The organism is Dactylosporangium sp. NPDC006015 (assembly GCF_040614215.1).
Taxonomy (GTDB): domain Bacteria; phylum Actinomycetota; class Actinomycetes; order Mycobacteriales; family Micromonosporaceae; genus Dactylosporangium; species Dactylosporangium maewongense.
Genome location: NZ_JBEXUD010000057.1, coordinates 56,786 through 81,911 on the forward strand (window position 1 = coordinate 56,786; position 25,126 = coordinate 81,911).

At 72.5% G+C, this 25,126-nt stretch carries 16 protein-coding genes and 1 pseudogene; 6 read left to right on the forward strand and 11 right to left on the reverse strand.

Annotated elements, in window-relative coordinates; all coding sequences use genetic code 11:
* Positions 1-28: 28 nt before the first annotated feature.
* Complete coding sequence (locus ABZ321_RS50935; protein ID WP_354903633.1) at positions 29-1,180, forward strand: serine hydrolase domain-containing protein; 1,152 nt, start codon at positions 29-31, stop codon at positions 1,178-1,180.
* Positions 1,181-1,319: 139 nt separating this feature from the next.
* Positions 1,320-2,879, forward strand: coding sequence for a GGDEF domain-containing protein (locus tag ABZ321_RS50940; protein ID WP_354903635.1), 1,560 nt, complete (start codon positions 1,320-1,322; stop codon positions 2,877-2,879).
* A gap of 49 nt (positions 2,880-2,928) precedes the next feature.
* Here the strand turns inward: ABZ321_RS50940 and ABZ321_RS50945 are convergent, their stop codons facing one another.
* The gene (locus tag ABZ321_RS50945) at positions 2,929-5,658 is read right to left on the reverse strand and encodes a TIM-barrel domain-containing protein (RefSeq protein WP_354903637.1); all 2,730 of its coding nucleotides are present in this window, start codon (positions 5,656-5,658) and stop codon (positions 2,929-2,931) included.
* Between the two features lie 254 nt (positions 5,659-5,912).
* On the opposite strand from ABZ321_RS50945, the gene ABZ321_RS50950 reads away from it, so the two are divergent.
* Positions 5,913-7,151, forward strand: coding sequence for an ROK family transcriptional regulator (locus ABZ321_RS50950; protein WP_354903638.1), 1,239 nt, complete (start codon positions 5,913-5,915; stop codon positions 7,149-7,151).
* Between the two features lie 27 nt (positions 7,152-7,178).
* Here the strand turns inward: ABZ321_RS50950 and ABZ321_RS50955 are convergent, their stop codons facing one another.
* The 5 genes from ABZ321_RS50955 to ABZ321_RS50975 are packed head-to-tail and all read right to left on the reverse strand — an operon-like array spanning position 7,179 to position 13,006.
* Positions 7,179-8,915, reverse strand: coding sequence for a beta-galactosidase family protein (locus tag ABZ321_RS50955; protein ID WP_354903639.1), 1,737 nt, complete (start codon positions 8,913-8,915; stop codon positions 7,179-7,181).
* Positions 8,912-10,390, reverse strand: coding sequence for a sulfatase (locus ABZ321_RS50960; protein ID WP_354903641.1), 1,479 nt, complete (start codon positions 10,388-10,390; stop codon positions 8,912-8,914). Before ABZ321_RS50960 ends, ABZ321_RS50955 begins: the two co-directional genes overlap by 4 nt.
* 35 nt (positions 10,391-10,425) lie before the next feature.
* On the reverse strand, positions 10,426-11,427 hold the full coding sequence (locus ABZ321_RS50965; protein WP_354903643.1) for an aliphatic sulfonate ABC transporter substrate-binding protein: 1,002 nt from the start codon (positions 11,425-11,427) through the stop codon (positions 10,426-10,428).
* Positions 11,424-12,206 carry an ABC transporter ATP-binding protein gene (locus ABZ321_RS50970; protein ID WP_354903644.1) on the reverse strand — a complete coding sequence of 261 codons (783 nt, stop codon included), beginning with the start codon at positions 12,204-12,206 and terminating at the stop codon, positions 11,424-11,426. The genes ABZ321_RS50965 and ABZ321_RS50970 overlap by 4 nt, the downstream gene beginning before the upstream one ends.
* Positions 12,203-13,006: an ABC transporter permease gene (locus tag ABZ321_RS50975; RefSeq protein ID WP_354903645.1), complete on the reverse strand. Its 804-nt coding sequence runs from the start codon at positions 13,004-13,006 to the stop codon at positions 12,203-12,205. Before ABZ321_RS50975 ends, ABZ321_RS50970 begins: the two co-directional genes overlap by 4 nt.
* Before the next feature lie 186 nt (positions 13,007-13,192).
* On the opposite strand from ABZ321_RS50975, the gene ABZ321_RS50980 reads away from it, so the two are divergent.
* Positions 13,193-14,416 (forward strand): ROK family protein, encoded by a 1,224-nt coding sequence (locus tag ABZ321_RS50980; RefSeq protein ID WP_344505939.1) that lies wholly within the window; start codon positions 13,193-13,195, stop codon positions 14,414-14,416.
* 41 nt (positions 14,417-14,457) lie between these two features.
* Here the strand turns inward: ABZ321_RS50980 and ABZ321_RS50985 are convergent, their stop codons facing one another.
* Positions 14,458-16,863 (reverse strand): family 20 glycosylhydrolase, encoded by a 2,406-nt coding sequence (locus ABZ321_RS50985; RefSeq protein WP_354903647.1) that lies wholly within the window; start codon positions 16,861-16,863, stop codon positions 14,458-14,460.
* A gap of 164 nt (positions 16,864-17,027) precedes the next feature.
* Positions 17,028-18,104 (reverse strand): right-handed parallel beta-helix repeat-containing protein, encoded by a 1,077-nt coding sequence (locus ABZ321_RS50990; RefSeq protein ID WP_344505941.1) that lies wholly within the window; start codon positions 18,102-18,104, stop codon positions 17,028-17,030.
* A 310-nt stretch (positions 18,105-18,414) separates the two neighbouring features.
* Between ABZ321_RS50990 and ABZ321_RS50995 the strand changes: the two genes are divergently transcribed.
* A complete protein-coding gene (locus tag ABZ321_RS50995; RefSeq protein ID WP_354903649.1) occupies positions 18,415-20,448 on the forward strand; it encodes a family 20 glycosylhydrolase in 2,034 nt (677 codons plus the stop codon).
* A gap of 65 nt (positions 20,449-20,513) precedes the next feature.
* Positions 20,514-22,499: a discoidin domain-containing protein gene (locus ABZ321_RS51000; RefSeq protein WP_354903651.1), complete on the forward strand. Its 1,986-nt coding sequence runs from the start codon at positions 20,514-20,516 to the stop codon at positions 22,497-22,499.
* A gap of 174 nt (positions 22,500-22,673) precedes the next feature.
* Here ABZ321_RS51000 and ABZ321_RS51005 read toward each other — a convergent pair whose 3' ends face one another.
* From ABZ321_RS51005 to ABZ321_RS51015, 3 genes and pseudogenes are all read right to left on the reverse strand, one after another.
* Positions 22,674-23,573 carry a carbohydrate ABC transporter permease gene (locus tag ABZ321_RS51005; RefSeq protein ID WP_344505944.1) on the reverse strand — a complete coding sequence of 300 codons (900 nt, stop codon included), beginning with the start codon at positions 23,571-23,573 and terminating at the stop codon, positions 22,674-22,676.
* A gap of 10 nt (positions 23,574-23,583) precedes the next feature.
* Positions 23,584-24,492 (reverse strand): sugar ABC transporter permease, encoded by a 909-nt coding sequence (locus ABZ321_RS51010; RefSeq protein WP_354903652.1) that lies wholly within the window; start codon positions 24,490-24,492, stop codon positions 23,584-23,586.
* A gap of 27 nt (positions 24,493-24,519) precedes the next feature.
* Positions 24,520-25,126, reverse strand: a pseudogene (locus ABZ321_RS51015) (sugar ABC transporter substrate-binding protein); the annotation flags it as partial.

Sequence of the window (25,126 nt, forward strand, 5' to 3'; positions counted from 1 at the left end):
CCACCGCCGACACGTTCAAGGAGCGCTCATGTCCAGCAAGACTCGCCGTGCCGTGCTCGTCGCGGCCGGGACCTCGGCCGTGCTCGCCGTGGGCGCCGCGCCCGCCGCCTTCGCCGACAACGACGCCCGCCGCCCCGACACGGTGCAGCAGCGGCTCGACCACCTCGTGCGCGACGACGGGTTCCCCGGCGCGCTCGCCTCCGTCCGCCGCGCCGACGGGCGGGTCCGCGACTACACCGCGGGTGTCGGCGACCTGCGCACCGGGCGGCCGGTGCCGCGCAACGGCCACGTCCGCATCGGCAGCAACACCAAGACGTTCACGGCCGTGGTCGTGCTGCAGCTGGCCGGGGAGGGCCGCATCGACCTGGACGCCACCGTCGAGCGCTACCTGCCGGGTGTGGTGCGCGGCAACGGTAACGACGGGTCGAGGATCACCGTGCGCCAGCTGCTGCAGCAGACCAGCGGACTGCCCGACTACGACGAGGTGCTGTTCACCCGCCCCGAGGACCTCGCCGGCCTGGCGCACGCCTACTACGAGCCGCGCCGGCTCGTCGACGCCGCGCTCACCGGGCCGCCGCGGTTCGCGCCGGGCAGCCGGTGGGAGTACAGCAACACCAACTACGTGCTCGCCGGTCTCGTCGTCGAGGAGGTGACCCGGCGCCCGTTCGGTGAGGAGATCACCCGCCGGATCATCGAACCGCTCCGGCTCCGCGACACCTCCTGGCCCGCCGCCGGCGAGCAGCGCCTACCGGATCCGCATCCGCACGGGTACGTCGCCGCCGCGCCCGGCGCCGCGTGGGTGGACGTCACCGAGATGGACCCGTCGCTGGGCTGGGCCGCCGGGCAGCTGATCTCGACCCCGGCGGACCTGCGCACGTTCTTCACCGCCCTGCTCGACGGCAGGCTTCTGCGGCCCGCCCAGCAGGCGGCGATGCTGCGTACCGTCGCCGCGCCGGGCTTCGAGCCGACCGGCGAGTGGCAGTACGGCCTCGGCATCGCCCGGCACCCGCTGCCCTGCGGCGGCGACGCCTGGGGCCACGGCGGCGACATCCAGGGCTTCGAGACCCGCAACCTCGCCACGACCGACGGCCGCAGCGTGGTCGTCACCGTGACCGCCCTGCCCACCACGGAGCAGATGGTCACCGACGTCGCGGGCACCGTCGACGCCGCCCTCTGCTGACCGGTCCGCCGCCCCGCGCCCTCCCCCGGTCGCGGTGCGGCACCGGTTCGGGTGCGCCGCGGTGGTTGCCCTCAGCCGGCGCCGTGGCCCGCCGATACCAATGCCGCATGCCATGCTGCGACGCGGAGGAGGGGTCGGCGTGCTGCTGCTCGCCTCGCTCACGCGCGTCCGCTGGATGCGGGTCGCGCTCGGCGTGCACCTGACGCTGAGCGTCGTGGCGCTCGCGGCCCTGGCCTCGGGGCGGCTGGCCGGGTCCGCCGGGGACGTCGTCGCGGCGCTCGCCGGCGGCGCCGCGGACGCCAGCGCGGCCGTCGCCTGCCAGCGCGTCGCGCGCCGGCTTCCGCCCGCGCACCCGGCCCGCCGCTTCTGGCACGTCATCAGCGTCGCCGCGACGCTGGCCGCCGCCGGGAACCTCGCCGGCGTCGTCTTCCCGCTCGGGTTGGCGGCGCCGTGGCTCACCGAGGCGGCTCCGAGCCTCGCCGGGATCGGTGCGCTCCTCGCGGTCGCCGTCATGCTCACCTACCCCCTCCGCCTGCGTGGTGGCCGGGACCGGCTCTGCTTCTGGCTGGACCTGGCCACGGTGATGGTCGGCGCCGTCGCCTGCAGCGGCTACTTCGCCGTGCCGGCGAGCGGGCCGGCGGGTGTGGACTTCCTCCGTCTGCTGACCGGTCCGGTGCCGCTGCTGGTGACGGTGTTCGCGGTGGCCAAGCTGCTGCTCGCGGGCCGGCCTCCGTTCACGGCGGCGACCGGGGTCCTCGGTGGCGCCGCGGCCGGTGCGGGTGGCCTGACCGCCGTGCTGTGGACGACCGCGGTCGGCTCAGGACACGCCGGCTGGATCACGGCGCTCAGTGTCGGCAGCGACTGCCTGCTGATGGTCGCGGCCTGGGTCCAGTGTCTCCAGGTGGCCGCCGACCCGGACGCGCTGGAACGCCCGCGGCGCCGCCCGTACAGCTTCCTGCCCTACGTCGCCCTGTCCGGCACCCTGGCGCTGCTGACCGGAGCGTTGATCGACCATGACGAGAGCGGCCGCACCTGGCTGGTGCTGGCGAGCGTGGCGGTCTCGACCGGGCTCGTGGTGCTGCGGCAGCTCACGGCGTTCGCGGACAACGCCCGCCTGGTCGGCGAGCTCGACACGACGGTGCGGGAGCTGCGCTCGACGCTGGCCGAGCGCGACGCGCTCGCCGCGCGCCTGCACGACATGGCGTTCCAGGACGGGCTGACCGGGCTGGCCAACCGGGCGCTGCTGCACGACCGGCTGGCCGCCCGCCTGGCGGAGCCGGTGACCGCCGGCAAGGTCGCCGCCGTGCTGCTCGTCGACCTCGACGACTTCAAGCCGGTCAACGACAGCTTCGGCCACGCCGCGGGCGACGCGGTGCTGCGGGAGGTGGCGGTCCGCCTGCGCGCCGCCGTCGGGGACGGCGACACCGTCGCGCGTATCGGCGGTGACGAGTTCGCCGTGCTGGTGCACGAGGTGGACCCGGACGGCCTGCAGTCGCTCGCGCGGCAGCTGGTGACCGCGCTGTGCGCGCCGATCGGGATCGTCGGCGGTGAGGCACGGGTGGGCGCCAGCATCGGGGTGACGGTCGTGGGTGACGCCGCCACGGACGTCGAGCAGGTGCTGCGCGAGGCGGACCTGGCGATGTACCGGGCGAAGAGCGGCGGCAAGAGCCGGCACGCGGTCTACGAGATGGCGTCCTGACCGCCGGTGGCCCCGGACCAGGGGGACCGCCGGCGGTCGGGACACACGATCAGGACACCGTGGCCGCCGGCGCCGCCGTCCCGGTGAGTGTCAGCTCGGCGGCGGACGTCCACGGGCCGCGCCCGCCGGCCTCGGTCAGGGCCCGCACGCGCAGGTACCGCGCGGTCCGCGGGGTGAACGCGACGGTCTTCTCGCTGCCGTTGTCGGCGAACGTGCCGGTGGCGACCGGCTGGCCCCAGTCGGTGGCCGAGTTCGACAGGTACACCTCGTAGCCGCCGATCCGCCCGTTCACTCCGCCGTCCTGGCGCGGCAGGTACCGCAGCCCGTCGACCTGGTAGGAGGCGCCGAGGTCGATGCTGATCTCGTGCGGCAGCGGTGCGGCACCGGCGGACCAGGCGGTGTGCCAGATGGTGCCGGTGTTGCCGTCGAAGGCGTTCGCCGCCGCGCCGTTCTCGGCGGCGGTCTCCTGGCTGTCCGCCGCGAGCAGGCGCCATCCCTGTTTCGGCAGCGGTCCTGTGCCGGGGATGCCGCCGGCCGGCGGCAGCGCCGCTCCGTCGATGACGACGGCGAAGCCGGCGCCTCGGGTGCCGGCCTTGATGCGCAGGACGCCGCCGCCGTAGAACCAGCCCGTGGTCGCCGCGTCGTAGGCCGCCTGGGTGGTGAGCCGGGTCAGGCCGGCGCCGGCGACCGTGACCGAGGCCGGTGCCGCCGTCAGCCGGGTGGTGAACTCGTACGCGCGGGAGGCGGGCTTGCCGGTGTACGAGCCGGTGGACGAACCGACGTCCACCGTCACCCTCCCCGTCCCGGCCTGCGGCGCGGTCATGGTGACCTGCTGCGTGGCGAAGGCGCCGCCCTGGTACTGCCGCGTGATGCCGTCGTCCTCGTAGAGGGTGAAGCTCGAGGTGCCGCGCGGGTACAGGTCGTAGGTCAGCATGGAGACCGGCTTCTGCCCGGTGAAGTTCATCTGCGGCCACATGGGCACGATGGCGCCGCCCTTCACGAACAGCGGCAGCGTGTCCAGCGGCGCCTGGTAGCCGTTGAGCGTCGCCGGGCCCTGGTAGACGCGGCCGGTCCAGTAGTCGGTCCAGGTGCCGGCCGGCAGGTAGATGCCGTCCCGGACGCCCGTGTCGGACACCACCGGGGCGACGAGGAACGCGTCGCCGGCCATGAACTGACCGCTGGTGGCGTTGCCGCGGGCGATCGGGTCGTCCGGGTACTCCAGGACCATGGCCCGGGTCGCCGGTACGCCGGTGACGCTCGCGTTGCGGGTCATCGTGTAGTGGTACGGCATCAGGCGCATCTTGAGCTGCAGGTAGCGGCGGTTGATCGACAGGTATGGCTCCGCGTACCGCCACGGCTGCTTGTCCTGGTAGCCGGCCGACGGGTTGGTCGCACCCCAGCCGGACATCGTCATGAACGCCGGGGTGAACGCCTTCCACTGCAGGTCGCGCACGTAGGTCTGCGGGCTGCCGCCGAAGATGCCGTCGACGTCGCCGGTGGCGTAGTTCAGGCCCGACAGCCCGGCGCCCGCGACGGCCGGAACGGTCCAGCGCATGTCGTCCCACGTGCCGTACGTGTCGCCGGTCCACACGACCGCGTTGCGCTGGGTGCCCGCCCACCCGTCGACCGTCCACACGAACCGGCGGGCGTCGGAGTTGTTCTCGATGCCGTTCACCGCCTGCTGCACGCCGAGGAACGCCGGCCGGTAGCCGCCGCCGATCCAGGCGACGTCGGTCTTGACCGCACGGGTCCCAGCGGTGCCGACCTCCCAGGCGATCGAGGTGAGCCCGGTCGAGGTCCACAGCCCGGTCTTGAACCCGTTCGCGGCGGCGCCGGCGACGGCCTGGGGCAGGTTCGTGTAGCCGCATCCGTACCCGTCGTTGGGCAGGAACCAGCCCGACGGCACGTCCTTGCCGCGCGCCTCCTGCGCGTAGCCCACGACGTCGGTGGTGACCTGGTGGCCGGCCCGGTTGTGGTCGCCCTGATAGGTGGGGTTCGAGGCGTTGAAACAGTCAGCGTTGCCCAGTTCGAGGCCCCACATCGGGCTGAGGAACGGTTTTCCGGTCACGTCGGTGTACGCGCCGAGCACGCCCTTGAGGGTGGTGGCGACGAAGTAGTACGCGTCGAACCGGTTCTCCCGGTGGGTGGTGGTGACCGGGCTGGTGAACCCGTAGGTGCCGGGGCTCCAGGAGTTGCGCAGCACGCCGTAGCCGTTGGTGGACATGTAGAACGGCGCCGGGCTGGCGTTCGTGTTCTCCCGCCACCGGTTGTCCACGGCGACGGGCACCGTCTTGTCCCGCAGCGCCCACTCCCCCAGGCGCAGCCCGGTGCCGTAGAACTGCTCGTCGGCGCCGCGGGCCAGCCGCTGGGTCGTCTGGCCGTCGGCCCAGGCGAGCGGCTGCGTCTCCCGCCAGACGACGGTGGCGTCGTCGGGACGGTAGGCCGCGATGGTCAGCGGCGCCTTGGTCACGCGGAGCACGAGTGCGGCGGTGCGGATCTTGTACTGCGTCCCGGTGTCGGTGACGGTGGCGGGGACGGCGCCGAAGTCGGTGCGGATCGTGATCTCGCCGGCGGTGGGTTCGGTGAACGAGCCGTCCGGTGCCAGCCACAACCGGACGATGTCGGCGCGGACCAGCACGATGCGCAGCCGGGCCGCGCTGGTGGTGGCGACGGTGAACGTGTTGCCGGCCTGGGTGATGCCGGTGACGTCGCCGGCCGTCGCCGCGTGGGCGGCGGGCGGCGCGACGAGCGCGGCGGCCAGCAGCGCGCCGACCAGCATGAAGGCTGGCAGGGCGGCGCGACGGACCGGTTGACGGCGTCGGTGGGCAGTTGCTGTGTGCGCCATGTGGACCTCCGGTCGTTCGGCGCGGTGCGGCCGTCGGCGGCCGCGCGGCGGTTGCGCGACGGGGTTGTGCGCGACGGGTTGCGTCGGCGTCGAGGAGCAGTCAAGCTGGGCAAAGAATTTAACGAACCATTCGTATCTATCGTTGGGTCTAGTATCGACGCCTGTCAAGCTCTGATCGGGGGTCACCGATGCGGCACGCGACGGCCGGCACCGGGCCGCACGTCCTGCGGGAGATCAACCGCGACCTGGTGCTGCGCATCCTGCGCTCCGCCGAGGATCCGCCCCGGGTCACCGACCTGTCCCAGGCGACCGGGCTGTCCAGGCCCGCCGTCATGCGCGCGCTGGCCGACCTCGGCGGGGCCGGACTGGTGGAGAGCCTCGACCCGGCCGACGTCGCCGCGCCCCGGATCGGCCGTCCCGCCCAGCGGGCCAGGTTCCGCGCCGAGCTCGGCCACGTCGTCGGCGTCGACGTGGGGCCGCACAAGGTCCTGGTCAAGGTCGCCGATCTGGCCGGCCGGGTGGTGGCCACCCGGCGGCTGGACGTCAGCGATCGCACCGGCGGCGCCGAGATCCTGGCGGCCGCCGTCGACGCCATCGCCGGCGGCGTCGCGGACGTCCGGACCGGCGCGGCTGCCGGAGGGCCGTGGGCCATCACGGTCGCCAGCCCCGGACTCGTGAGCACCGGGCGGGGGGACGTCCGGCTGACCCCGAGCATGCCCGGCTGGGCCGGGCTGCCCATCGTGGACGTGCTGCGCGAGCGGTTCGACTGTCCGGTGCTGCTCGAGCACGACGTGACCCTGTCCCTGGTCGGCGAGCGCTGGCTCGGCGTGGCCCGCGACGTCGACAGCGCCGTTTTCGTCCAGTGGGGCGAGCGGATCGGCGCCAGCATCCTGATCAACGGCGTGCCCTACCGCGGCGCCCACGTCGCCGCCGGCGAGCTCGGGTTCCTCGACGTCGGCACCGCCGGCTCCGGGGACACGCCGCTCGCCGCGGGCGGCATCGGCCCGTTCGAGCGGCTCGTCGGCGCGCAGGCGATCCTGACGCTGGCCCGCGCGATGAGCGCCGCGGACGCCGGGGGCGCGCTGCACCGGACGCTGTCGCTGGCCGGCCCGGACTCCGGCCTGCCGGCGCTGTTCGCGGCGGCCGCGGCGGGCGACCCGACGGCGACCGCGATCGTGGACACCGTCGCCCACCGGTTCGCGCGCGGTCTCGCCCCGCTCATCCTGCTCGTCGACCCGCAGCGGGTCATCATCGGCGGTGGCGTGTCCCGGGCCGGTGCGCCGCTGCTCGACGCGGTCCGCGCCGCGGTGGCGGGCCGCGTGCTGGAGACGCCGGAGATCGCGTTGTCGCCGCTCGGCGAGGAGTCGGTGGCGCTCGGGGCGGTCCGGCACGCCCTCGACAGCGTGGAGGACCGGCTCCGCGTGTGAGGCCGCCCGGCGGGCGGCACGGCGCGCTCAGCCGAGCTGCGGCCCCTGCACGAGGTCGACCGTCGCTGCACGCCGGCCGTCCAGCTCCAGCACGACGACCTCGTTGCGGCCGGCGTGCAGCAGCGGACCGGGCAGGTACAGGGTCCGCTGCGGGCCGCGGTCCCAGAATCGGCCGAGGTTCACGCCGTTGACCCACACGTAGCCCTTGCCCCAGCCGGGCAGCGCGACGTACGTGTCGGCGGCGTCCTCGACGTCGAGCCACGCCCGGCAGAACGCCGGCCCGTCCCCCGGCGCCGCGGCGCCGGTCCAGCGCACGTCGAGCGGGTCCAGCGCCAGTGGGTGCGCGGTGAAGCCGTGCACGTACTGCCGCTCGTGACGCACGCCGCCGAGGATGCCCTTGGACTCCCCCAGCCGGGGGCCGTAATTGACCCGGCCCATCGACTCGACCAGCAGTTCCACGGTCGCCGGACCGGCCACGTCGACCGAACGCCGGCCGTCGCGCTCCAGCACGGCGACCGGCCGGCCGTCGACGAACACGTGCGCCCGGTCGTGCAGGCCGTCCACGACGAGCGGACGGGCCTCGCGCGGGCCGGGCAGCGTACACCGGTAGAGCACCAGGCCGTGGTCCAGTCCGAGCTCCTCGAAGGTCGGCGGCACCGGCGCCACCGCGCCGCCGCCGGACGGCAGGGCCGCGCGCCACGTCACCGTGTCGGCGACCGGCAGCCGGGCCGCGGGCAGCAGCGGCGGCAGCGGCGGCAGGTCGCCCGGCACGCCGCCGTGGCGCTCGATGACCTCACGGAACCGCCAGAACTTGGCGGTCGGCGCGCCGCGTTCGTCGATCGGGGCGTCGTAGTCGTAGGAGGTGGTCGTCGGCTGGTACGCGCCGTCATGGTGCTCGCCGCCGAGGTTCGCCCCGGCGGTGGTGCCGAAGTTCGTCCCGCCGTGCGCCATGTACAGGTTCACCGAGGCGCCCGCGGCCAGGATGCGGTCGAGCACGCCGGCGGCGTCGGCCGGGTCGCGGGCGACGTGCCGGTCGCCCCAGTGGTCGAACCAGCCGTCCCAGAACTCCATGCACATCGGCGGGTCCTGCGGGCGCCAGGCGGCCAGCGCCGCGAACGCGCCCTCCGGGTCGGAGCCGAAGTTGACGGTGGTGAGGACGCCGGGGACGGAGCCGCCGGTCAGCATGTGGTCCTCCGGCCCGTCGGAGGTGCACAGCGGCACCTCGATGCCCCGTGCGGTCAGGCCGTCGGCGAGGTGCCGCAGGTATGCCGCGTCGCTGCCGAACGATCCGTACTCGTTCTCCACCTGCACCATGACGACGGTGCCGCCGCGGGTGATCTGCCGCCGCGCCACCACCGGCAGCAGGCGGTCGAACCAGGCGTCGACGTGCCGCAGGTAGTCCGGGTCGGCGGTGCGGACCCGGCGGCCGACCCGCGCGGTCAGCCACGCGGGCAGGCCGCCGTTGTCCCATTCGGCGCAGATGTACGGGCCGGGCCGCACGATGACGTCCAGGCCGCACGCGGCGGACTCGTCGAGGAACCGTTCCAGGTCCTCGAGCCGCCGCACGGTGCCGGGGCGCGGCTCGTGCCAGTTCCACGGCACGTAGGTCTCGACCGTGTTCAGGCCCATCGCGCGGAGCATCCTGAGCCGGTGCGTCCACTGGGCCGGATGGGTGCGGAAGTAGTGCGCCGCCCCGGCCAGGATCCGGTGCCGGGCGCCGTTGCGCACGAACCGCCGCCCCGTCACCGTGAAGGTGCCGCTCAACCGTCGCGCCCCTGGTCCATGCCGTCGCCGTCCCGGCGGATCGGGCCGGCCTGGCCCTGGGCCGTCGTGTCCTGGCCGGGCGGTGTCCAGGGCCGGTCACCGCACTCCTGCTGCACCCTGGCGAGCTCCTCCAGCAGCGTGGCGCGCACCTCGGCGTAGGCCGGGTCGTCGTACACGCTGCGCAGCTCCCACGGGTCGGCCTTCAGGTCGAACAGCTCCCACTCCGGCGCCTCGCGCGACGACGAGGTGCCGGGCAGGCCCATCCCGTCGGCGTAGTAGAACACGAGCTTGTGGTCGTGGGTGCGCACGCCGTAATGCGCCCACACGTGGTGCTCGCTGTCGTCGTGTTCCCAGTACCGGTAGTAGACGGACTGCCGCCAGTCCTCGACGTCCTGACCGTTGAGCAGGGGCCGCAGGGAACGGCCCTGCATCCGCTCGTCGGCGGGCACGCCGGCGAAGTCCAGGAACGTCTGGGCGAAGTCGACGTTCATCGCCAGGGCGGCGCACGAGGATCCGGGCGCGATCTCGGCCGGGTACCGGATGAGGAACGGCATCCGCAGCGACTCCTCGTACATGAAGCGCTTGTCGTACCAGCCGTGGTCGCCGAGGAAGAAGCCCTGGTCGGAGGTGTAGACGACGATCGTGTCGTCGGTGAGCCCGTGCTCGTCGAGGTAGTCCAGCAGCCGGCCGACGTTGTCGTCGACGCTGGCCACGCAGCGCAGGTAGTCCTTGATGTAGCGCTGGTAGTTCCACAGCGCCGCCTCGTCGGCGTCCAGGTGCGGTGGCAGCAGCGCCTTCACGTCGTTGGTGGTGAGGTCGCGGTCCACGCGCATCCGCGCGGCGCGGGCGGCCGCGGCGTGGCCGCTGTGGTCGTCGGTGAACGTGTGCGGCACCGGGATGTCGTCGTCGACGTACATGTCGCGGTGCTTGTCGTCGGGCTCCCAGTTGCGGTGCGGGGCCTTGTGGTGCACCAGCAGGCAGAACGGCCGCTCGGGGTCGCGGCGGTCGAGCCAGTCGACGGCGAGGTCGCTGATGATGTTGGTGCAGTACCCCGGGCGGACCGTTTCGGTGCCGTCCATGCCGATGAAGACCGGATCGCGGTAGCGGCCCTGCCCCGGGACCACCTCCCAGTAGTCGAACCCGCGCGGGTCGTGGGACGGGCCGTGCCCGAGGTGCCACTTGCCGACCAGCGCGGTCTGGTAACCCACCTCACGCAGCAGCTGCGGGTACACCAGCTGGCGGTTGTCGAATTCGGTCGCCAGCGTCTGCACGCGGTTGACGTGGTTGTACGTGCCGGTCAGGATCGTCGCCCGGCTCGGCGCGCACAGCGAGTTGGTGCAGAAACAGTTCTCCAGCAGCATGCCGCCGGCGGCGATCCGGTCGATGTGCGGCGTACTGTTGATCTTGCTGCCGTAGGCGCTGACCGCGTGGGCGGCGTGGTCGTCGGCCATGATGAACAGGATGTTGGGTGGCATTGCTGTCCCTTCTGCGGGTGGGGCAGGTAGCGCGGTCACTGCGCCGCGTAGGCCGCCGCGTCGTAGTAGGTGGCCGGGTCGACGTCACCGGTGACCTTGCCGAACTCCTTGAACAGCGCGTTGAGCCCGGCCAGCCACGCCGTGACGGTGCCGTCGCCGGACTTCGCCGCCAGGTCCGCCGAGGTCAGGAACCGGGCGTTGGCGGCCTCGGACCGCAGCTGCTCGACGGGCGCCTTGAGCAGCGCCGCGGTCAGGGTGACGGCGGCGTCGACGTCGCCCGCGCGCCGGTCGGTGGCCTCGCGCACCAGCCGCAGCACCCGCTTGAGCAACTCGGGTTTGTCCGCGACCACCTCGTTGCGCCCCACGAACGCCGACGGGAAGCTGTACCGCGGATAGAAGTCCTCGTTCCTGGCCAGCTCCACCAGGTCCGGCACGCGCTGCTTGATCGTGCCCACGAGCGGATACCAGATGCCGGCGGCGTCGATCTGCCTTGCGCCGAACGCGGTGACCACCGTGCTGGCGTCCATGGCGACCTTCTGCACGTCGGCGATGGACATCCCGGCCTGCCGCAGGGCCAGCCGCAGGATCATGTCGCCGGACGTCCCCTCCGGCACGCCGACCCTCTTGCCGCGCAGCTGCGCGACGCTGGTGATGCCGGCCTGCGCGATGATCCGGTCGGCGAACCCGAGGGAGTTGATCGCGATGACCTTCGCCTTGCCGGTGGCGGGCAGCCACATGGCGCCGGGGCCGACATAGCCGAAGTCGAGGTCGCCGGCGCCGAGGGCCTGGACCTGCAGCGGGCCGTTGGTGAACACCTTGAGCTCCGGTTGCAGGCCGAACCTGTCCCACAGCTCGAGCTTGCCGGCCAGCGCCACGACGCTGGCGCCGGTGAAGTCGGCGATGTAGCCGAACCTCACCTTCATCGGCGAGCCGCCGCTGGCGGGTGCCGGGTCGTCGTCGGCGCAGGCGCCGAGGCTGAGCAGCGCGCCGGTGCCGGCGACACCGGCCAGCACCCGGCGCCGCGTGGGCGTCGTCACTTGGGGAGTCCTTCCTCGGGGCTCTGGTGGTAGACGGCGTGCCACACCCGGTTGCGGATGGCCGCGAACTGCGGGGACAGCCGGACCTCCTCCGTCCGCGGCGTCGGCAGGTCGACGTCGATCGTCTGGTGGACCCGGCCGGGCCGGGCCGCCATCACGACGACCCGGCCGGCCAGGTAGACGGCCTCGTCGACGTCGTGGGTGATGAACATGACGGTGCGCTGCTCGGCCCGCCAGGTCCGCAGCAGCTGGTCCTGCAGCTGCACCCGGGTGAGCGCGTCCAGGGCGCCGAACGGCTCGTCCATGAGCAGGATGCTCGGGTTCACCGCGTAGGCGCGGGCCACCGCGCACCGCTGGCGCATGCCGCCGGACAGCGTCTTGGGCAGCGCGTCGGCGAACTCGCCGAGGCCGACGAGTCCGATGAAGTACTCCGCCCTGCGGCGCCGCTCGGCCCTGCCCACCTTGGCCAGCCGCAGGCCGAACTCGACGTTCTGCCGGACGGTCAGCCAGGGGAACAGCGCGTACTGCTGGAAGATCACGCCCCGGTCCGGCCCCGGCCCGGCGACCGGCCGCTCGTCGACCAGAACCTGTCCGGCGGTCGGCTCGACCAGCCCGGCGGCGATGTTGAGCAGGGTCGACTTGCCGCAGCCCGACGGCCCGACGACCGTGACGAACTCGCGGTCGCCGATGTCGAGGTCCACCCGGTCCAGCGCCTGGAACCCGGTGCCGGCGACGTCGAACCGGCAGCTGACGCCCCGGAAGGAGATCTTGGCGTTCATCGACGCTCCTGCCATCCGGTGAGCCTGTGCTCCGCGGCGAGCAGCAGCCGGTCCATGACCAGGCCGAGGACGCCGATGGTGATCAGCCCGACGAAGATCGTCGCGAGCTCGTAGTAGATCTGCGCCTGCTGCATCCGGTATCCCAGCCCTTGCTGCGCGGCGATCAGCTCGGCGGCGACCAGGGTGGCCCACGCCGCGCCGAGCCCGACCCGCATGCCGACGAGGATGAACGGAGCGGAGGCGGGCACGACCACACGGCGGAAGACCACGGCGTCCCCGGCGCCGAGCACCCGGGCGGCGTTGATGAGGGTGTTGTCGACGCTGACGACACCCTGCAGCGTGGCGATGACGCAGGACAGGAACGCCGCCAGGAAGATGACGAAGACCTTCGGCGTCTCCCCGATCCCCATGAGCAGGATGGCGAGCGGGATGATGGCCAGCGGCGGGATGGTGCGGAAGAACTGCACGTAGGGCTCGATGAGCGCACGGGCGACCGGGTACCACCCCATGAGGAATCCGACCGGCACCGCGAGGGCACTGCCGAGCACGAAGCCCGTGAGGACGCGGCGGAGGCTGGCCACCGTGTCGTCGAGCAGCGTGCCGTCGGCGATGAGCTCGCCGGCGCGGACCGCGACCGCCCGCGGTCCCGGCAGGCCGGACACCCCGGCCGCGGCCAGTGCGGCCCAGGCTCCCAGGCCCGCCGCGACGGCGGCCAGATTCAGCGCCGGACCCGTCCAGTGACCCCGGGTGCGGGCACGCCGGCCGGTCCCGGGCGCGGCGATGGCGCGGAGCAACCTCACCACTCTCTCCGTTTCGTCAGCGATCCTGGCGGGCGAGGCAAGTCTGCGACGCGCCTCGATTCATGTCAACCCATCGGATTAAATGCGGTCACGGCGCCGGGCGTGGCGGCCGGTCGCGTAAGCTCCCGCTGGTGACCGGCCCGCGACCAGCGGCCGAAGCCGTTGAGCCGGAAGGGAATCGTCTCGGTGATCGAGCGCAAGGACGCCATGCAACGCGTGCGCCTGGCGCACACCCGATCGCTGCTCGACGAGCTGCGCCGCGCCGGCCCACTCAGTCGTGCCGAGCTCGTCCAACGCACCGGGCTGTCGCGCACGACGCTGTTCGACATCATCGCCGACCTCCTCGCGCGCAACGTCGTCGTCGAGCGCGAGCCGGTCGTCGAGGGCCAGCGCGGCCGTGGACGGCCGTCCAGCGCGGTCAGCCTCAACCCCGCCGCCGGGCAGATCGTCGGCATCGACCTCGGCCGGGCCCGGATCAACGCCGTCGTCGCCAACGTGGGGCACGACATCCTGGCCGGCGGCAGCCGGAAGGTCGCCGCGAGCGCCGCCCCGAGCCGGCGCGCCGCCGCCGCCATCGCCCTCGTCGAGGAGCTCGTCGAGCGCCACGGCGTGGACCTGAGCACGCTCGAGGCGGTCGGGCTGGGCCTGCCCGGCCTCGTGCGCGACCCGGGCCGCCCGGACGGCAGCCACGGCCTCACCACAGCGGCCCGGCGCACCGTCGACAGGTTCCGCGAGCACTTCGGCGCACCGGTGGTGGCGGACAACAACTCGCACCTGGCCGCCCTGGCCGAGGCCACCTGGGGCGCGGCGCAGGACTCCGGCAACGTCGTCTACGTCCGCTGGAGCGACGGCGTGGGCGGCGGTCTCATCGTGGACGGCCGGCCGGTGCGCGGCGCGCACGGCGCCGCCGGCGAGCTGGGACACGTCAGCCTCGATCCGCACGGCGAGCCGTGTCCCTGCGGCGGTCGTGGCTGCCTGGAGCTGCGGATCCGCACCAGCGCCCTGATCGCCGAGTGCACGGCGCGCGGCGAGCCGGTCGAGGAGGTCGCCGGCCTGCTCGACCGGGCCGCGGCCGGGGCGGCGATCCCGGCGGCCGTGGTCCGCGACGCCGCCGGGCTGCTCGGTCACGTGATCGCCGGGACGGTCGTGCAGCTGGATCCGTCGCGGGTGGTCATCGGCGGTGACCTCGGCCGCCTCGGTGACCTCGTGCTGGATCCGGTGCGACAGGCGATCCGCCGGCTGGCCATCCCACGGCATCCGCGGCGCCTGGAGGTCGTCGCGGCGCGGCTCGGCGACGACGACGGAGCGCTGGGCGCCGTCGCGGCGGTGCTGCGGCACGGCGCTCCGGATCCGCAGCTCGCACCGCCCGGGGCAGCCGGCGGCCCCGGGCGCCCGGGCAGCCGCGGCTGAGCGCGACGGCCGGGCGCCCGGCACGGTGGCGGCGGACGCGGTCAGGTGGTGACCGCCACCGTCAGCGTGGCCCGCACCGGCGCCTGACCGGCCACCCGCACGAGCAGGCTGCCCGTGAAGGTGCCGGCCGCGGCGAACGTCCGCCGGGACACGACCGTGAACACGTCGTTGATCCGCATGCCCGGGATGCTCGCCTCCCGGGCGGTCACCGCGGTGAGCGCCTCCACCCGCCCGTCGCTCCAGGTGACGGTGGCCGACACGTCCGCCGGCGCCGCACCGGGCGCGGTCACCGTCCAGGTGGCCGCCGCGGGCGTGCCGGCACGGGCCGCACCGGACGCGCCGAGCACCTGCCCGCGCCAGGCGACGTCGGCCGTCGGGAAGAAGTTGACACCCTGCAAGGTGAGCCGGCCGCCCGCCACCGACAGCCGGAGCCGGAAGTCGGCGTAGTCGCGCTGGGCCTGCGGAGTCCAGCCGACCTCGGCGGTGGCCAGCAGGCGCGGGAAGCTGTAGTACTGCGCCTGCCCGACCCGCCGGATGAACTCCCCCCACAGCGCCGACTCGACGCCCAGCACGCTGCTCTGCGCGATGCCGGGGATGAACGTGCCGGGGTCCCAGTTGTAGTGCCGGTCCAGCCCGCACACGCCGCCGCAGGCCCAGGTGCCGCCCAGCGGCTGACGGGCGTCCTGCTTCTGCGGCACGTAGGTGTGCGGCGCGGGTGAGAGCACCACCTTCGCGCCGCGGGTGTTGACCGCGTTCGCCACCGCCGTCCGGTCGCCGTTCCAGTACTGCACGACGGCGTTGTTCTGCGGCAGCGCCGAGCCCGCGTACTCGTTCCAGCCGATGACGGTCCTGCCCAGCGCGGCGACCTGGGCGGTGAACGCGTCGACCATGGCGGTGTAGTCGGCGTGGCCGGTCACGTGCGCCTCGTCGCCGCCGATGTGCAGGTAGGGGCCGGGGGTCATGGCCGCGATCTGGGTGAGCACCTGCCGGACGAACTCATAGGTCACCGCCGCGGCGGCGTCCAGCGATGAGTAGCCGACCGACCCGGTGCCGTCGGCCGGCACGGTGGCCGCGCCGGCCGGACGCTGCGGCTGGGCACCGGCGGTGTTGAGCTGCGGGATCGCGTGCAGCGCGGCGTTGGTGTGGCCGGGCACGTCGACCTCGGGGATCACCGTCATGCCGTTCACCCCGGCGTAGCGGACGATCTCGGCGTAGTCGGCCTTGGTGTAGAACCCGGTGACGCCCAGCTCGGTGCCCATCAGCTGGCCCGTCGGGGAGTAGGTCATCGCCGTGGCGCCGCTGACCTGGGTCAGCAGTGGATAGTCGATGGCCGACGGGTTGCTCGCCGGGTTGTCGATCGCGATCCGCCAGCCCTGGTCGTCGGTCAGGTGCAGATGCAGTCGATTGATCTTGTACTGGGCGGCCGCATCGATGTACGCCTTGACCTCCGCGACGGGGTAGAAGCTGCGGGCGACGTCGAGCATCATGCCGCGGTGGGCGAAGCGCGGATGGTCGGCGATGGTGACCGCCGGCACGGTCCAGGTCGCGGCCACGACGGTGCGCGACTCCACCCACTGCGGGAAGAGCTGGCGCAGGGTCTGCACCGCGTTGAGCGCCCCGTTGGCCGTGTCCGCGCCGATGTACACCCGGGTGGCGTCGACGGTGAGCCGGTAGCCCTCGGCCGCCTGACCGGCGGGGCCCTTCCCCGGTCCGACGTCCACGACGATGGGCGCCGCGGCCGTTGCGGAGCCGAGCACCGGCAGCGGGTATCCGGTGGAGCGACGCAGGATCCCGGCGAGGTAGTTCGCCGGTGCGGCGGCGTTCGCGCCGGCGGCCACGATCGGCGTGCCCCGCTGCAGCGTGTACGGCGCCTCGGCCCGCTCGAGGACCGATACCGGTCTGGGCAGCAGCCCGAGCGTCGGGGCGGGCGCGGCGGGCGAGCTGTCCCAGACCTCGAAGTCGGAGATCGAGTACCCGTACCCGGCCCACCGCTGGTACCCCTGCATGCGGACGTGGCGGACCGCCTGGGCCGAGTGGACCTCGATGACGTCGGTGCGCGGGCAGGTGCCGCGCTGCATCCGCACGACCGTCGTCCAGGTCACCCCGTCGGCGGAGGTCTGCAACGCGAAGTCGCGGGCACAGGCGTTGGGCCAGCGCAGGACGACATGGTCGACGGCCGCGGGCGCGGCGAGGGTCACCTGGACCCAGTTGTCGTCCTGGTACTTCGACGACCAGCGGGTGTTCGGGTTGCCGTCGTTGGCGTACGCCGCGGCGAAGTCGGCCCGGTCCAGTTCGACGCTGGAGGCGCTCGCCGTCCCGGCGCGGGCGAGGTCGACCGGCGCCGCGGCCGCCGGCACCGACGGTGCGAGCACCGCGGTCACGGTGGCGGCCAGGGACAGTGCCAGCGTCGCGGCGAGCGACCGGCGGCGGCCGGTCGAACGGGACACGGGCGGGGATGGCGGTGGCAGTGGCGGAGCGGCCATCGGACTCCTCGATGTCGGCGCGACGGTGGCGGTCACGCACCGGGGTACGGGCGGCGCGGGGCGGAGAGCAGGTGGTGCTGGGGTCGTCGGTCGTGCGCACCCGCCGGCAATGGGCGCCTTCCGGGCGCCTACAGCGGCAACAGGTCCAGGACGTTGCCCTGCAGCAGCGGCATGGCGGCGGGGCTGCCGGACTGGGTGCCGGCAAGGTGGACCGGAACGGCGCCGGTGCAGCCGACGGTGAGGTTGGACAGGGTGCATCCGGTCAGCAGCCAGCGCGTGCCCAGCAGGTTCGTGGCGCGGATGTCGCTGTACCACAGGGTGTTGGCGGCGAACGTGGGCGGCAGCACGCCGTCGACGACCACGCCGGGGCCTGGGTCGAGGCCGGTGCCGCCGATCGGGAAGGCCAGGTTGGCCGTCCACCGCCCGGGGGTGCCGCCGTTGGCGTGGTTCACGATGTTGCCGGTCACGCTGCCGTGCCCCCAATTGTCGGCGGTCAGCGCACCGTACGGGCCGGTCCGCCCGAACGAGTAGTACGCCCCGTGACAGCCGACGATGACGTTGTCGGCGATCGACCAGTTGCCCGAGGAGTTCCACACGGCGAGCCGGCAGGACGTGAAGCTGTTGGCGGTCAGCTGCGAGTACTCGCTCCGGTCCGCCAGCGACACGCCGAGGTAGCAGCGGTGGAAGGCGTTGCCGCGCAGCTTGAGCCGATAGCCGAAGTAGTCGTCGGCGGCCGATCCGGTGACCGCCACCCCGGCGCCGCGCCAGTTGGTGAAGTCGCAGTCGAGGAGCCGGACGTTGGTGCTGCGGCTGATCCGGACACCGACGTGGGCGAACTGCGGTGCGAGGTTGACCGGGCTCGCCGCGCGGCCGAGGAAGCGGATGCCGGTGAGGGTGACGTCGCTGCGCCCGGTCACCGACAGGGCACCGAGATGCTCGCCGGCGACCGTGACCGTCGCACCGTTGCCGACGATCAGGCACTGGTCGGGCAGCGCCACGGTGGCGGCCAGGGTGTAGACGGCACCGGGGGCGAGCTGCACCCGCGGCGTGGCGGCCAGGACGGCGGCCCAGTCGTCGGTGACCCCGAGCGTCGGCAGCTGGGCCGGGACGGCCGCGGCGGCGCTGCGCCCGGGTGGGACGAGGGCGGCGAGCGCGCCGGCGGCTCCGGCCGCGGCCACCGCCCGCCGGCCCATGCGTGGTTCCATCATGCCTCCGCGGACATTGGATGTCTGATGTACGACGTCTGAGGTGCCTCACCGTAGAAGCCCGCTCCGGCGCCGTCAAGCCGCGCATCCCGCGTCGGCGATGCCGCACCCATCGGCCGGCTTCGGTTCGTGACATCGAACGCGCCGCCATGTATTTTCGCGTTGTACGACATCCGATGTCTGAACACTGGTGCCTCACCCCTGCGCCGGCGCCGTCATGGGTCGCTCAGCCCTGCCTTCCGTGACCGGGCGATGTCCACGGACCACGGCGCATCGGATCCCACTCCCCACGCACGGAAGGCACCCAGCGATGATGTTCGCTCCTCCCCGCCATGGCACTCCCCCGGACCGCCGGTCCAGACGGCGCCTGGCCGGCATCGGCGCGGCGGCGGTGCTGCTCGCCGCGCTCGGCCCGCTCACGCCGTCCGTCGCCGAGGCCGCCACCACCCAGGCGTTCTCCACGGTCGTCCCGCGGCCGGCGACGGTCACCGCCAACCCGGCCGTCTCGTACACGGTGACGGCCTCGACGCGGATCTACACCTGGGCCGGCAACGCCGCGGCCGGCGCCGTCGGGACCTACCTCGCCGGCATCCTGCGCCCGTCGACCGGCTTCCCGCTGACGGTCACGACCACGTCCGACGCCAACCAGTCCGGCGGCATCGCCCTGGTGCTCAGCGGCGCCCCGGCGTCCGTCGGGGCGAACGGCTACCAGCTCGACGTCACCGCCGGCGGCGTCGTCATCCGCGCGCAGCAGCCCGCGGGCCTGTTCGCCGGCGTGCAGTCGCTGCGGCAGATCATGCCGCCCCAGATCGAGGCGCGCGCCGTGCAGGCCGGACCGTGGGTGATCCCGGGCGGTCAGATGATCGACCAGCCGCGCTACGCGTACCGCGCCGCCATGCTCGACGTCGCCCGGCACTTCTTCACCGTCGATCAGGTCAAGCGGTACATCGACCAGCTCGCGCTGTACAAGATGAACCACCTGCACCTGCACCTGACCGACGACCAGGGCTGGCGCATCGAGATCACCGGCTACCCGAACCTCACCGGCACCGGCGCCGGCACGTCCGCGGGCGGCTGGAGCGGCGGCTACTACACGCAGGCCCAGTTCCGTGACCTCGTCGCCTACGCGAACTCCCGGTACGTCGCCATCGTGCCGGAGATCGACATGCCCGGTCACACCAACGCGGCGCTGGCCTCCCACGCCCCGCTGAACTGCGACGGCGTTGCCCCGGCCCCGTACACCGGCACCGCGGTGGGCTTCAGCAGCCTCTGCCTCACCGACCCGGACACCCGGCCGTTCGTCGACGAGGTCATCCGCCAGCTGGCCGGCATGACGACCGGCCCGTTCCTGCACATCGGCGGCGACGAGGCGCACAGCACGCCGCACGAGCAGTTCCTGGAGTTCGTCACCTGGGCGCAGCAGACCGTCGTCAAGTACGGCAAGACGCCCGTCGGCTGGAACGAGATCTCGGCGTCGACCCTGCAGCCCGGCGCGGTGCTGCAGTACTGGAACACGCCGACGTCCAACGCCTCGGTCGCCGCCGCGGCCGCGGCCGGGCACGGCATCATCATGTCGCCGGCCAACCGCGCGTACATCGACCTCAAGCACACCGCCACGAACGTCATCGGGCTCACCTGGGCCGGCATCACCAACGTGCAACGCGCCTACGACTGGAACCCGGGCGCGACGCTGGAGAACGTGCCGGACAGCGCGATCCGGGGCGTCGAAGCCGCGCTGTGGACCGAGAGCGTCACCTCGCAGCAGGACGTCGACTACCTGGCGTTCCCGCGGCTTCCCGCGCTCGCCGAGCTCGGGTGGTCACCGTGGTCCACGCACGACTGGGCGTCGTTCCGGACGCGGCTGGCCGCGCAGGGCCCGCGGTGGGACCAGATGGGCATCCGGTACCACCACTCGACCGAGATCCCGTGGCCGGTGCCGAGCTCCGCGGGGCCGGCGGGGACGATCCTGTCGGGGGTGCCCGGCAACAAGTGCGTCGACGTCGAGGCGGGCCGCAGCGCCGACGGGACCGCGATCATCCTCTACGACTGCCACGGCGGCGCCCCGCAGCAGCTCACCCTGCACGACGACGGGACCATCCGGGCCTTCGGCAAGTGCGTCGACATCGCCGACGGCGGCACGGCCGACGGTGCCCGGCTCGTGCTGTGGACCTGCCACGGCGGCGGCAACCAGCAGTGGCGGTGGGACGCCGCCGGTGGGGCCTCGGTGCGCAACCCCGCCTCCGGCAAGTGCCTCGACGACCCCGGAGCGTCCACCGCGAACCTGACCCGCCTGCAGATCTGGACCTGCAACGGCGGCATCGCTCAGCGGTGGAAGCTGCCGTGACGATCGAAACGCACCCTGCCGACGCAGTGCGGCTGTCCCCACACCGCCCACCCTCAGGAGCCGCGATGCGCCTGTTCAAGTCCTCGTTGACGGCCGCGGCGCTGCTCGCCGCGGTCCTGGCCGCCCCGTCCTCCGCGGCGGCGGCCCCGACGGCCTACTACGTCGACTGCGCCGCCACCGCGGCCGGCAGCGGCACCCAGGCCAGCCCGTGGAACAGCTTCGCCCCGGTGAACGCCAGGACGTTCGCGGCCGGCGACAGCATCCTGCTCAGGCGCGGGACCACCTGCGCCGGACAGCAGCTGTTCCCCAAGGGCTCCGGCGCGGCCGGCGCCCCGATCGTCATCGACACCTACGGCACCGGAGCCAAACCGGTCCTCGCCGGCAACGGCGCCGTCGTCGACGTGGTGAAGCTGTACAACCAGCAGTACTGGGAGATCCGCAACCTGAACGTGAGCAACAAGGGGGCGACCGCCGCCACCCGCCGGGGCGTGCACGTCGTCCGCGAGAACTCCGGCACCGGCACCTACTACCGCGTCACCGGCCTGGACGTCCACGACGTCAACGGCAACCAGAGCAAGAAGGACGACGACGCCAGCGCCGGCATCTTCTTCGAGGTCCTCGGCAACACCGTCCAGACGAGGTTCGACGACGTGCTGGTCAGCGACAACACCGTCACCGCGGTGGACCGGTACGGCATCCACTTCTGGACCCGCTGGATGACCCGTCCCGAGCTGGCCAACCCCAACTGCGGCACGACGTGCGGTGCCTGGTTGCCGCAGACGCGCGTCGTCGTGCGCGGCAACACCGTCACCGACAACGGCGGCGACGCCATCGTCGTGCACCACACCCAGGGTGCCCTGGTGGAACGCAACCGGGTCGACGGCTTCCGGGTCCGCGACACGAACTGCGCCGCCGGAATCTGGGGCTGGAACATCAACGACGCGCTGTTCCAGTTCAACGAGGTCAGCGGCGGCCGCAGCACCTGCGACGGGCAGGGCTTCGACCTGGACGAGGGCAACATCCGCACGATCTACCAGTACAACTACAGCCACGACAACGAGGGCGGTTTCCTCCTGCTGTGCAACGGCGGCGGGTCGACGACCAGGGACAACATCGTGCGCTACAACATCAGCCAGAACGACCGGGGGCAGATCTTCGACCTCATCTGCGGCAAGATCACCAACACGAAGATCTACAACAACGTCTTCTTCGTCGGCCAGCCGGCTCAGATCATCAACAACAGCAACGGATCGGGCGGCGCCAACGCGGAGCTGTACAACAACGTCTTCTACGTGACCACCACCGCGGCGACCTACACCGCCGGGGCGCTCCTGTTCGGCTCCAACGTGTTCTACGGCCAGCACCCGGCCGGTGAGCCCGCAGATCCCAACAAGAGCACAGCCGATCCGTTGTTCGTCTCCCCCGGCACGGCCACGTCGATCGGCGACGCGGGCGGCTACCGCCTGCGTGCCGGATCCCCGGCGCTGGCCAACGGCCAGGCCATGACCGCGCCGGGCGGCCGCGACTTCTTCGGCGGGCCGGTCACCGCCGGCTGCCGTCCCGACCGGGGAGCGCACCAGCTCAGCACCACCTGCACGCCCGCCGCGGTCGTCCTCCCCCGCACCGGATGGTCGCTGCGGTACGCCGACAGCCAGGAGACCGTGGGTGAGAACGGCGCCGCGACCAACGCCTTCGACGGCAACACCGCGACGTTCTGGCACACCAAGTGGTCCGGCGGTTCCGCGCCGTTGCCCCACGAGATCCAGATCGACATGGGTGCGAGCCACGCCGTCTCCGGTCTGCGGTACCTGCCGCGGCAGGACACCGGCCCGGGCGCCGCGAACGGGCGCATCGGCCAGTACGAGGTGTACGTCAGCACCGACGGCGTCACCTGGGGGACGCCCGTGACCACGGGCACCTTCGCCAACGACGCCGGCCTCAAGGAGATCCGGTTCACCGCGAAGTCCGGGCAGTACCTGCGGTTGCGTGCGCTCAGTGAGGTCAACGGCAACCCGTGGACCACCGCCGCGGAGATCTACGCCCTCGCCTGACGGGTGATGGACGGCCGTGCGTGGCGCGTGGCGGCGCGTCATGCATAGCGCAGCACGACGGGGCCGGTCCGTCCACGGTGAGCCGGTGCCCGGCCTGGCGCCTGACCCGGCGCCGAACACCGCGGCGGGCGCGTCCGATGTGGACGCGCCCGCCGCTTCGGTGTGGTCCGTGGGTTACTTGACCGCGCCGGCCGTCAGCCCGGCCTGGATCTGCCGTTGGAAGATCACGTACATCACGATCATCGGCAGCATCGAGATGCTCAGCGCCGCGAACAGCCCGGACCAGTCGGCCTCGTAGCCGGCGCTGGTCGAGATGTTCGCGATGCCCTGGGTGAGCACCCACTTGTCCCTCGCCCCCGCCATCAGCACGAGGGGCAGCAGGTACTGCCCCCACTGGCCGATCAGGTTGAAGATCGTGAGGCTGATCAGGCCGGGCCGGGCCATCGGCAGCATGACCGCGAAGAACCGGCGGGTGTGCGACGCGCCGTCGATCTCCGCGGCCTCGGCCACCGAGTTGGGCAGCGACCGGAAGAACGAGGTGAGGAAGAAGATCGTGAACGGCAGCGAGTAGGCGATGTAGACCAGGACCAGGCCCGTGTAGGTGTTCAGCAGCCCGAAGTTCTTGACGACGAAGAACAGCGGCACGACGGCGAGGAACGGCGGGAAGGCGATCCCCGCGACGAACAGGAAGTAGACGGGCCGGTTGCCCCAGAAGCGGTACCGGGCGAGCACGTAGGCGGCCATCGAGCTCAGCAGCATGGTGCCGGCGGTCGACAGCGACACCACGATGACGCTGTTGAGCACGTACCGGCCCACGTCGGCCTTCACCCAGGCGCGGCCCCAGTTCTCCCAGCGCAGCCGGCCCGGCAGCGTCCACGGTGCGGAGAAGATCTCCGTGGTGTCCTTGAACGAGGCGAGCAGTACCCAGGCCAGCGGAATGATGATCAGCAACGCCCAGGCTGCCAGCACCGCCTGGGTGACCAGGCCGGCTCCCGTGAGCCTGCGGCGCTTCCGCGGCGCCGGCGCGACGGCTCGCACGCCCCGCGCCTGCTGCCGACCGATGGTGGCGGTCATGTCCGACCTCTCAGAACTCGTGCGTTTCGCGGCGGCTCACCCGCAGCGTGAAGGCGGCGAACACCAGCGACAGCACGCACAGCGCGACGCTGTAAGCGGTGGCGTCGCCGTACCGGCTCATGTTCATGAAGTTGTAGATCTCCAGACCCAGCACGGTGGTGGCGCCGTCGGGCCCGCCGTTGTCCTGCGCCAGCACCGAGACGATCGCGAACGCGTCGAAGGCGAGGATCCCCAGGTACACCCACGCCGTCTGGATCGTGTCCCACAGCAGCGGCAGCGTGATCCTGAAGAACACGGTCACCTTCGAGGCGCCGTCGAGCTCGGCGGCCTCGTAGATCTCGGCCGGGATGTTGGCCATCCCGGCCGAGAACAGCACCACGTAGAAGCCGACCGCCTGCCAGACCAGCACCGCGATGATCGACGGCAGGGCGAGGTGGCGGTCGATGAGGAAGCCGACCGGCTCGTCCATGCCGGCGCGCAGCAGCACGCCGTTGATCAGGCCCGACCGGTCCGGCCGGTACACGGTCGCGAACAGCACCGCCACCACCGGGATGGCCAGCACCTGCGGCAGGAAGAACACCACGCGGTAGAACGTCGAGCCCCAGACGCCGGCGGTCCTGCCGCCGCGGCCGGCCCCGCCCACGTTGAGCATGAACGCGAAGACCACCGCGATCGCGATCGTGATCAGTGGCAGGAACACCAGCATCACGGCGTGGTGACCCAGCGCCTGCCAGAACCGGTCGGCCTGAAGCATCCGCTCGAAGTTCTCCGTCCCGGCCCACCGCGGCGTGGTGAAACCTCGCCATTGGTGGAACGACAGGCGGATCGTCTGCACGTACGGGGACAACACGAAGATCGCGTACAGCGTCACCGGTGCGATGAGGAACCCCGTGACGAAGGGGTACTTCCCGTGCCGCATTTCCTGGCTCCGATCAGGGCGGGTCGGTCAGCGCTTGAACTTGGTGACCGACGAGTCCTTCTTGACCTCGTCGGCCTTCTTCTGGATGCGCTCGACGAACGCGTCGGCCTTGATACGCCCGAACATCAGCTCGTTCGTGGCCGTGCGGACCTCCTTGTCGAGGTCCTTGTACCAGGTGTCGAACAGCACGTTGAACACGTCCTTGCCGGCCGCCTTGAGCGCGTCCTGCGAGGACTGCACGCCGGGCGTGAAGGTGATGCCGTCCGCGCCGCCGATCACGACGGTCGGTGCCTTGACCGTCTCGGTGAAGCCCTTCGCGCCCGCCTTGGACAGCATCTGGCGCATGTACTCCAGGCCCCCGCGCGGGTTCTTGCTGCGGGCCATGACCACGTAGCCCTCCGCCGCCGCCGAGTACACCGCGGTGAACGGCAGCTTGTCGCCGGAGGTCACCGCGGGCACCGGCGTCAACTGGTACTTGAAGCCCTCGGGTGTGTCCTTCTTCTGCTCGTTCTCCAGCCAGTCACCCGACGGGTACATCGCCAGCTGGTACTGGTTCTGCTTGAGCTGGACGTCGGTGTGCTTGAGACCCTCGGCACCCTGCAGGTTGTACTTGGCGCCGATCTCGGCCCACGCC

Bases quoted from the DNA above. Each gene is read 5' to 3' on its own strand.
- ABZ321_RS50935 (WP_354903633.1), top strand. From the start codon at position 29: ATGTCCAGCAAGACTCGCCGTGCCGTGCTCGTCGCGGCCGGGACCTCG.
- ABZ321_RS50945 (WP_354903637.1), bottom strand. From the start codon at position 5,658: ATGCTGGTCGGCGCGCTGCTGGCCGCCGCGCTCGTCGCGCCGCCCGCC.
- ABZ321_RS50950 (WP_354903638.1), top strand. From the start codon at position 5,913: ATGCGGCACGCGACGGCCGGCACCGGGCCGCACGTCCTGCGGGAGATC.
- ABZ321_RS50960 (WP_354903641.1), bottom strand. From the start codon at position 10,390: ATGCCACCCAACATCCTGTTCATCATGGCCGACGACCACGCCGCCCAC.
- ABZ321_RS50970 (WP_354903644.1), bottom strand. From the start codon at position 12,206: ATGAACGCCAAGATCTCCTTCCGGGGCGTCAGCTGCCGGTTCGACGTC.
- ABZ321_RS50990 (WP_344505941.1), bottom strand. From the start codon at position 18,104: ATGGAACCACGCATGGGCCGGCGGGCGGTGGCCGCGGCCGGAGCCGCC.
- ABZ321_RS50995 (WP_354903649.1), top strand. From the start codon at position 18,415: ATGATGTTCGCTCCTCCCCGCCATGGCACTCCCCCGGACCGCCGGTCC.
- ABZ321_RS51000 (WP_354903651.1), top strand. From the start codon at position 20,514: ATGCGCCTGTTCAAGTCCTCGTTGACGGCCGCGGCGCTGCTCGCCGCG.
- ABZ321_RS51005 (WP_344505944.1), bottom strand. From the start codon at position 23,573: ATGACCGCCACCATCGGTCGGCAGCAGGCGCGGGGCGTGCGAGCCGTC.
- ABZ321_RS51010 (WP_354903652.1), bottom strand. From the start codon at position 24,492: ATGCGGCACGGGAAGTACCCCTTCGTCACGGGGTTCCTCATCGCACCG.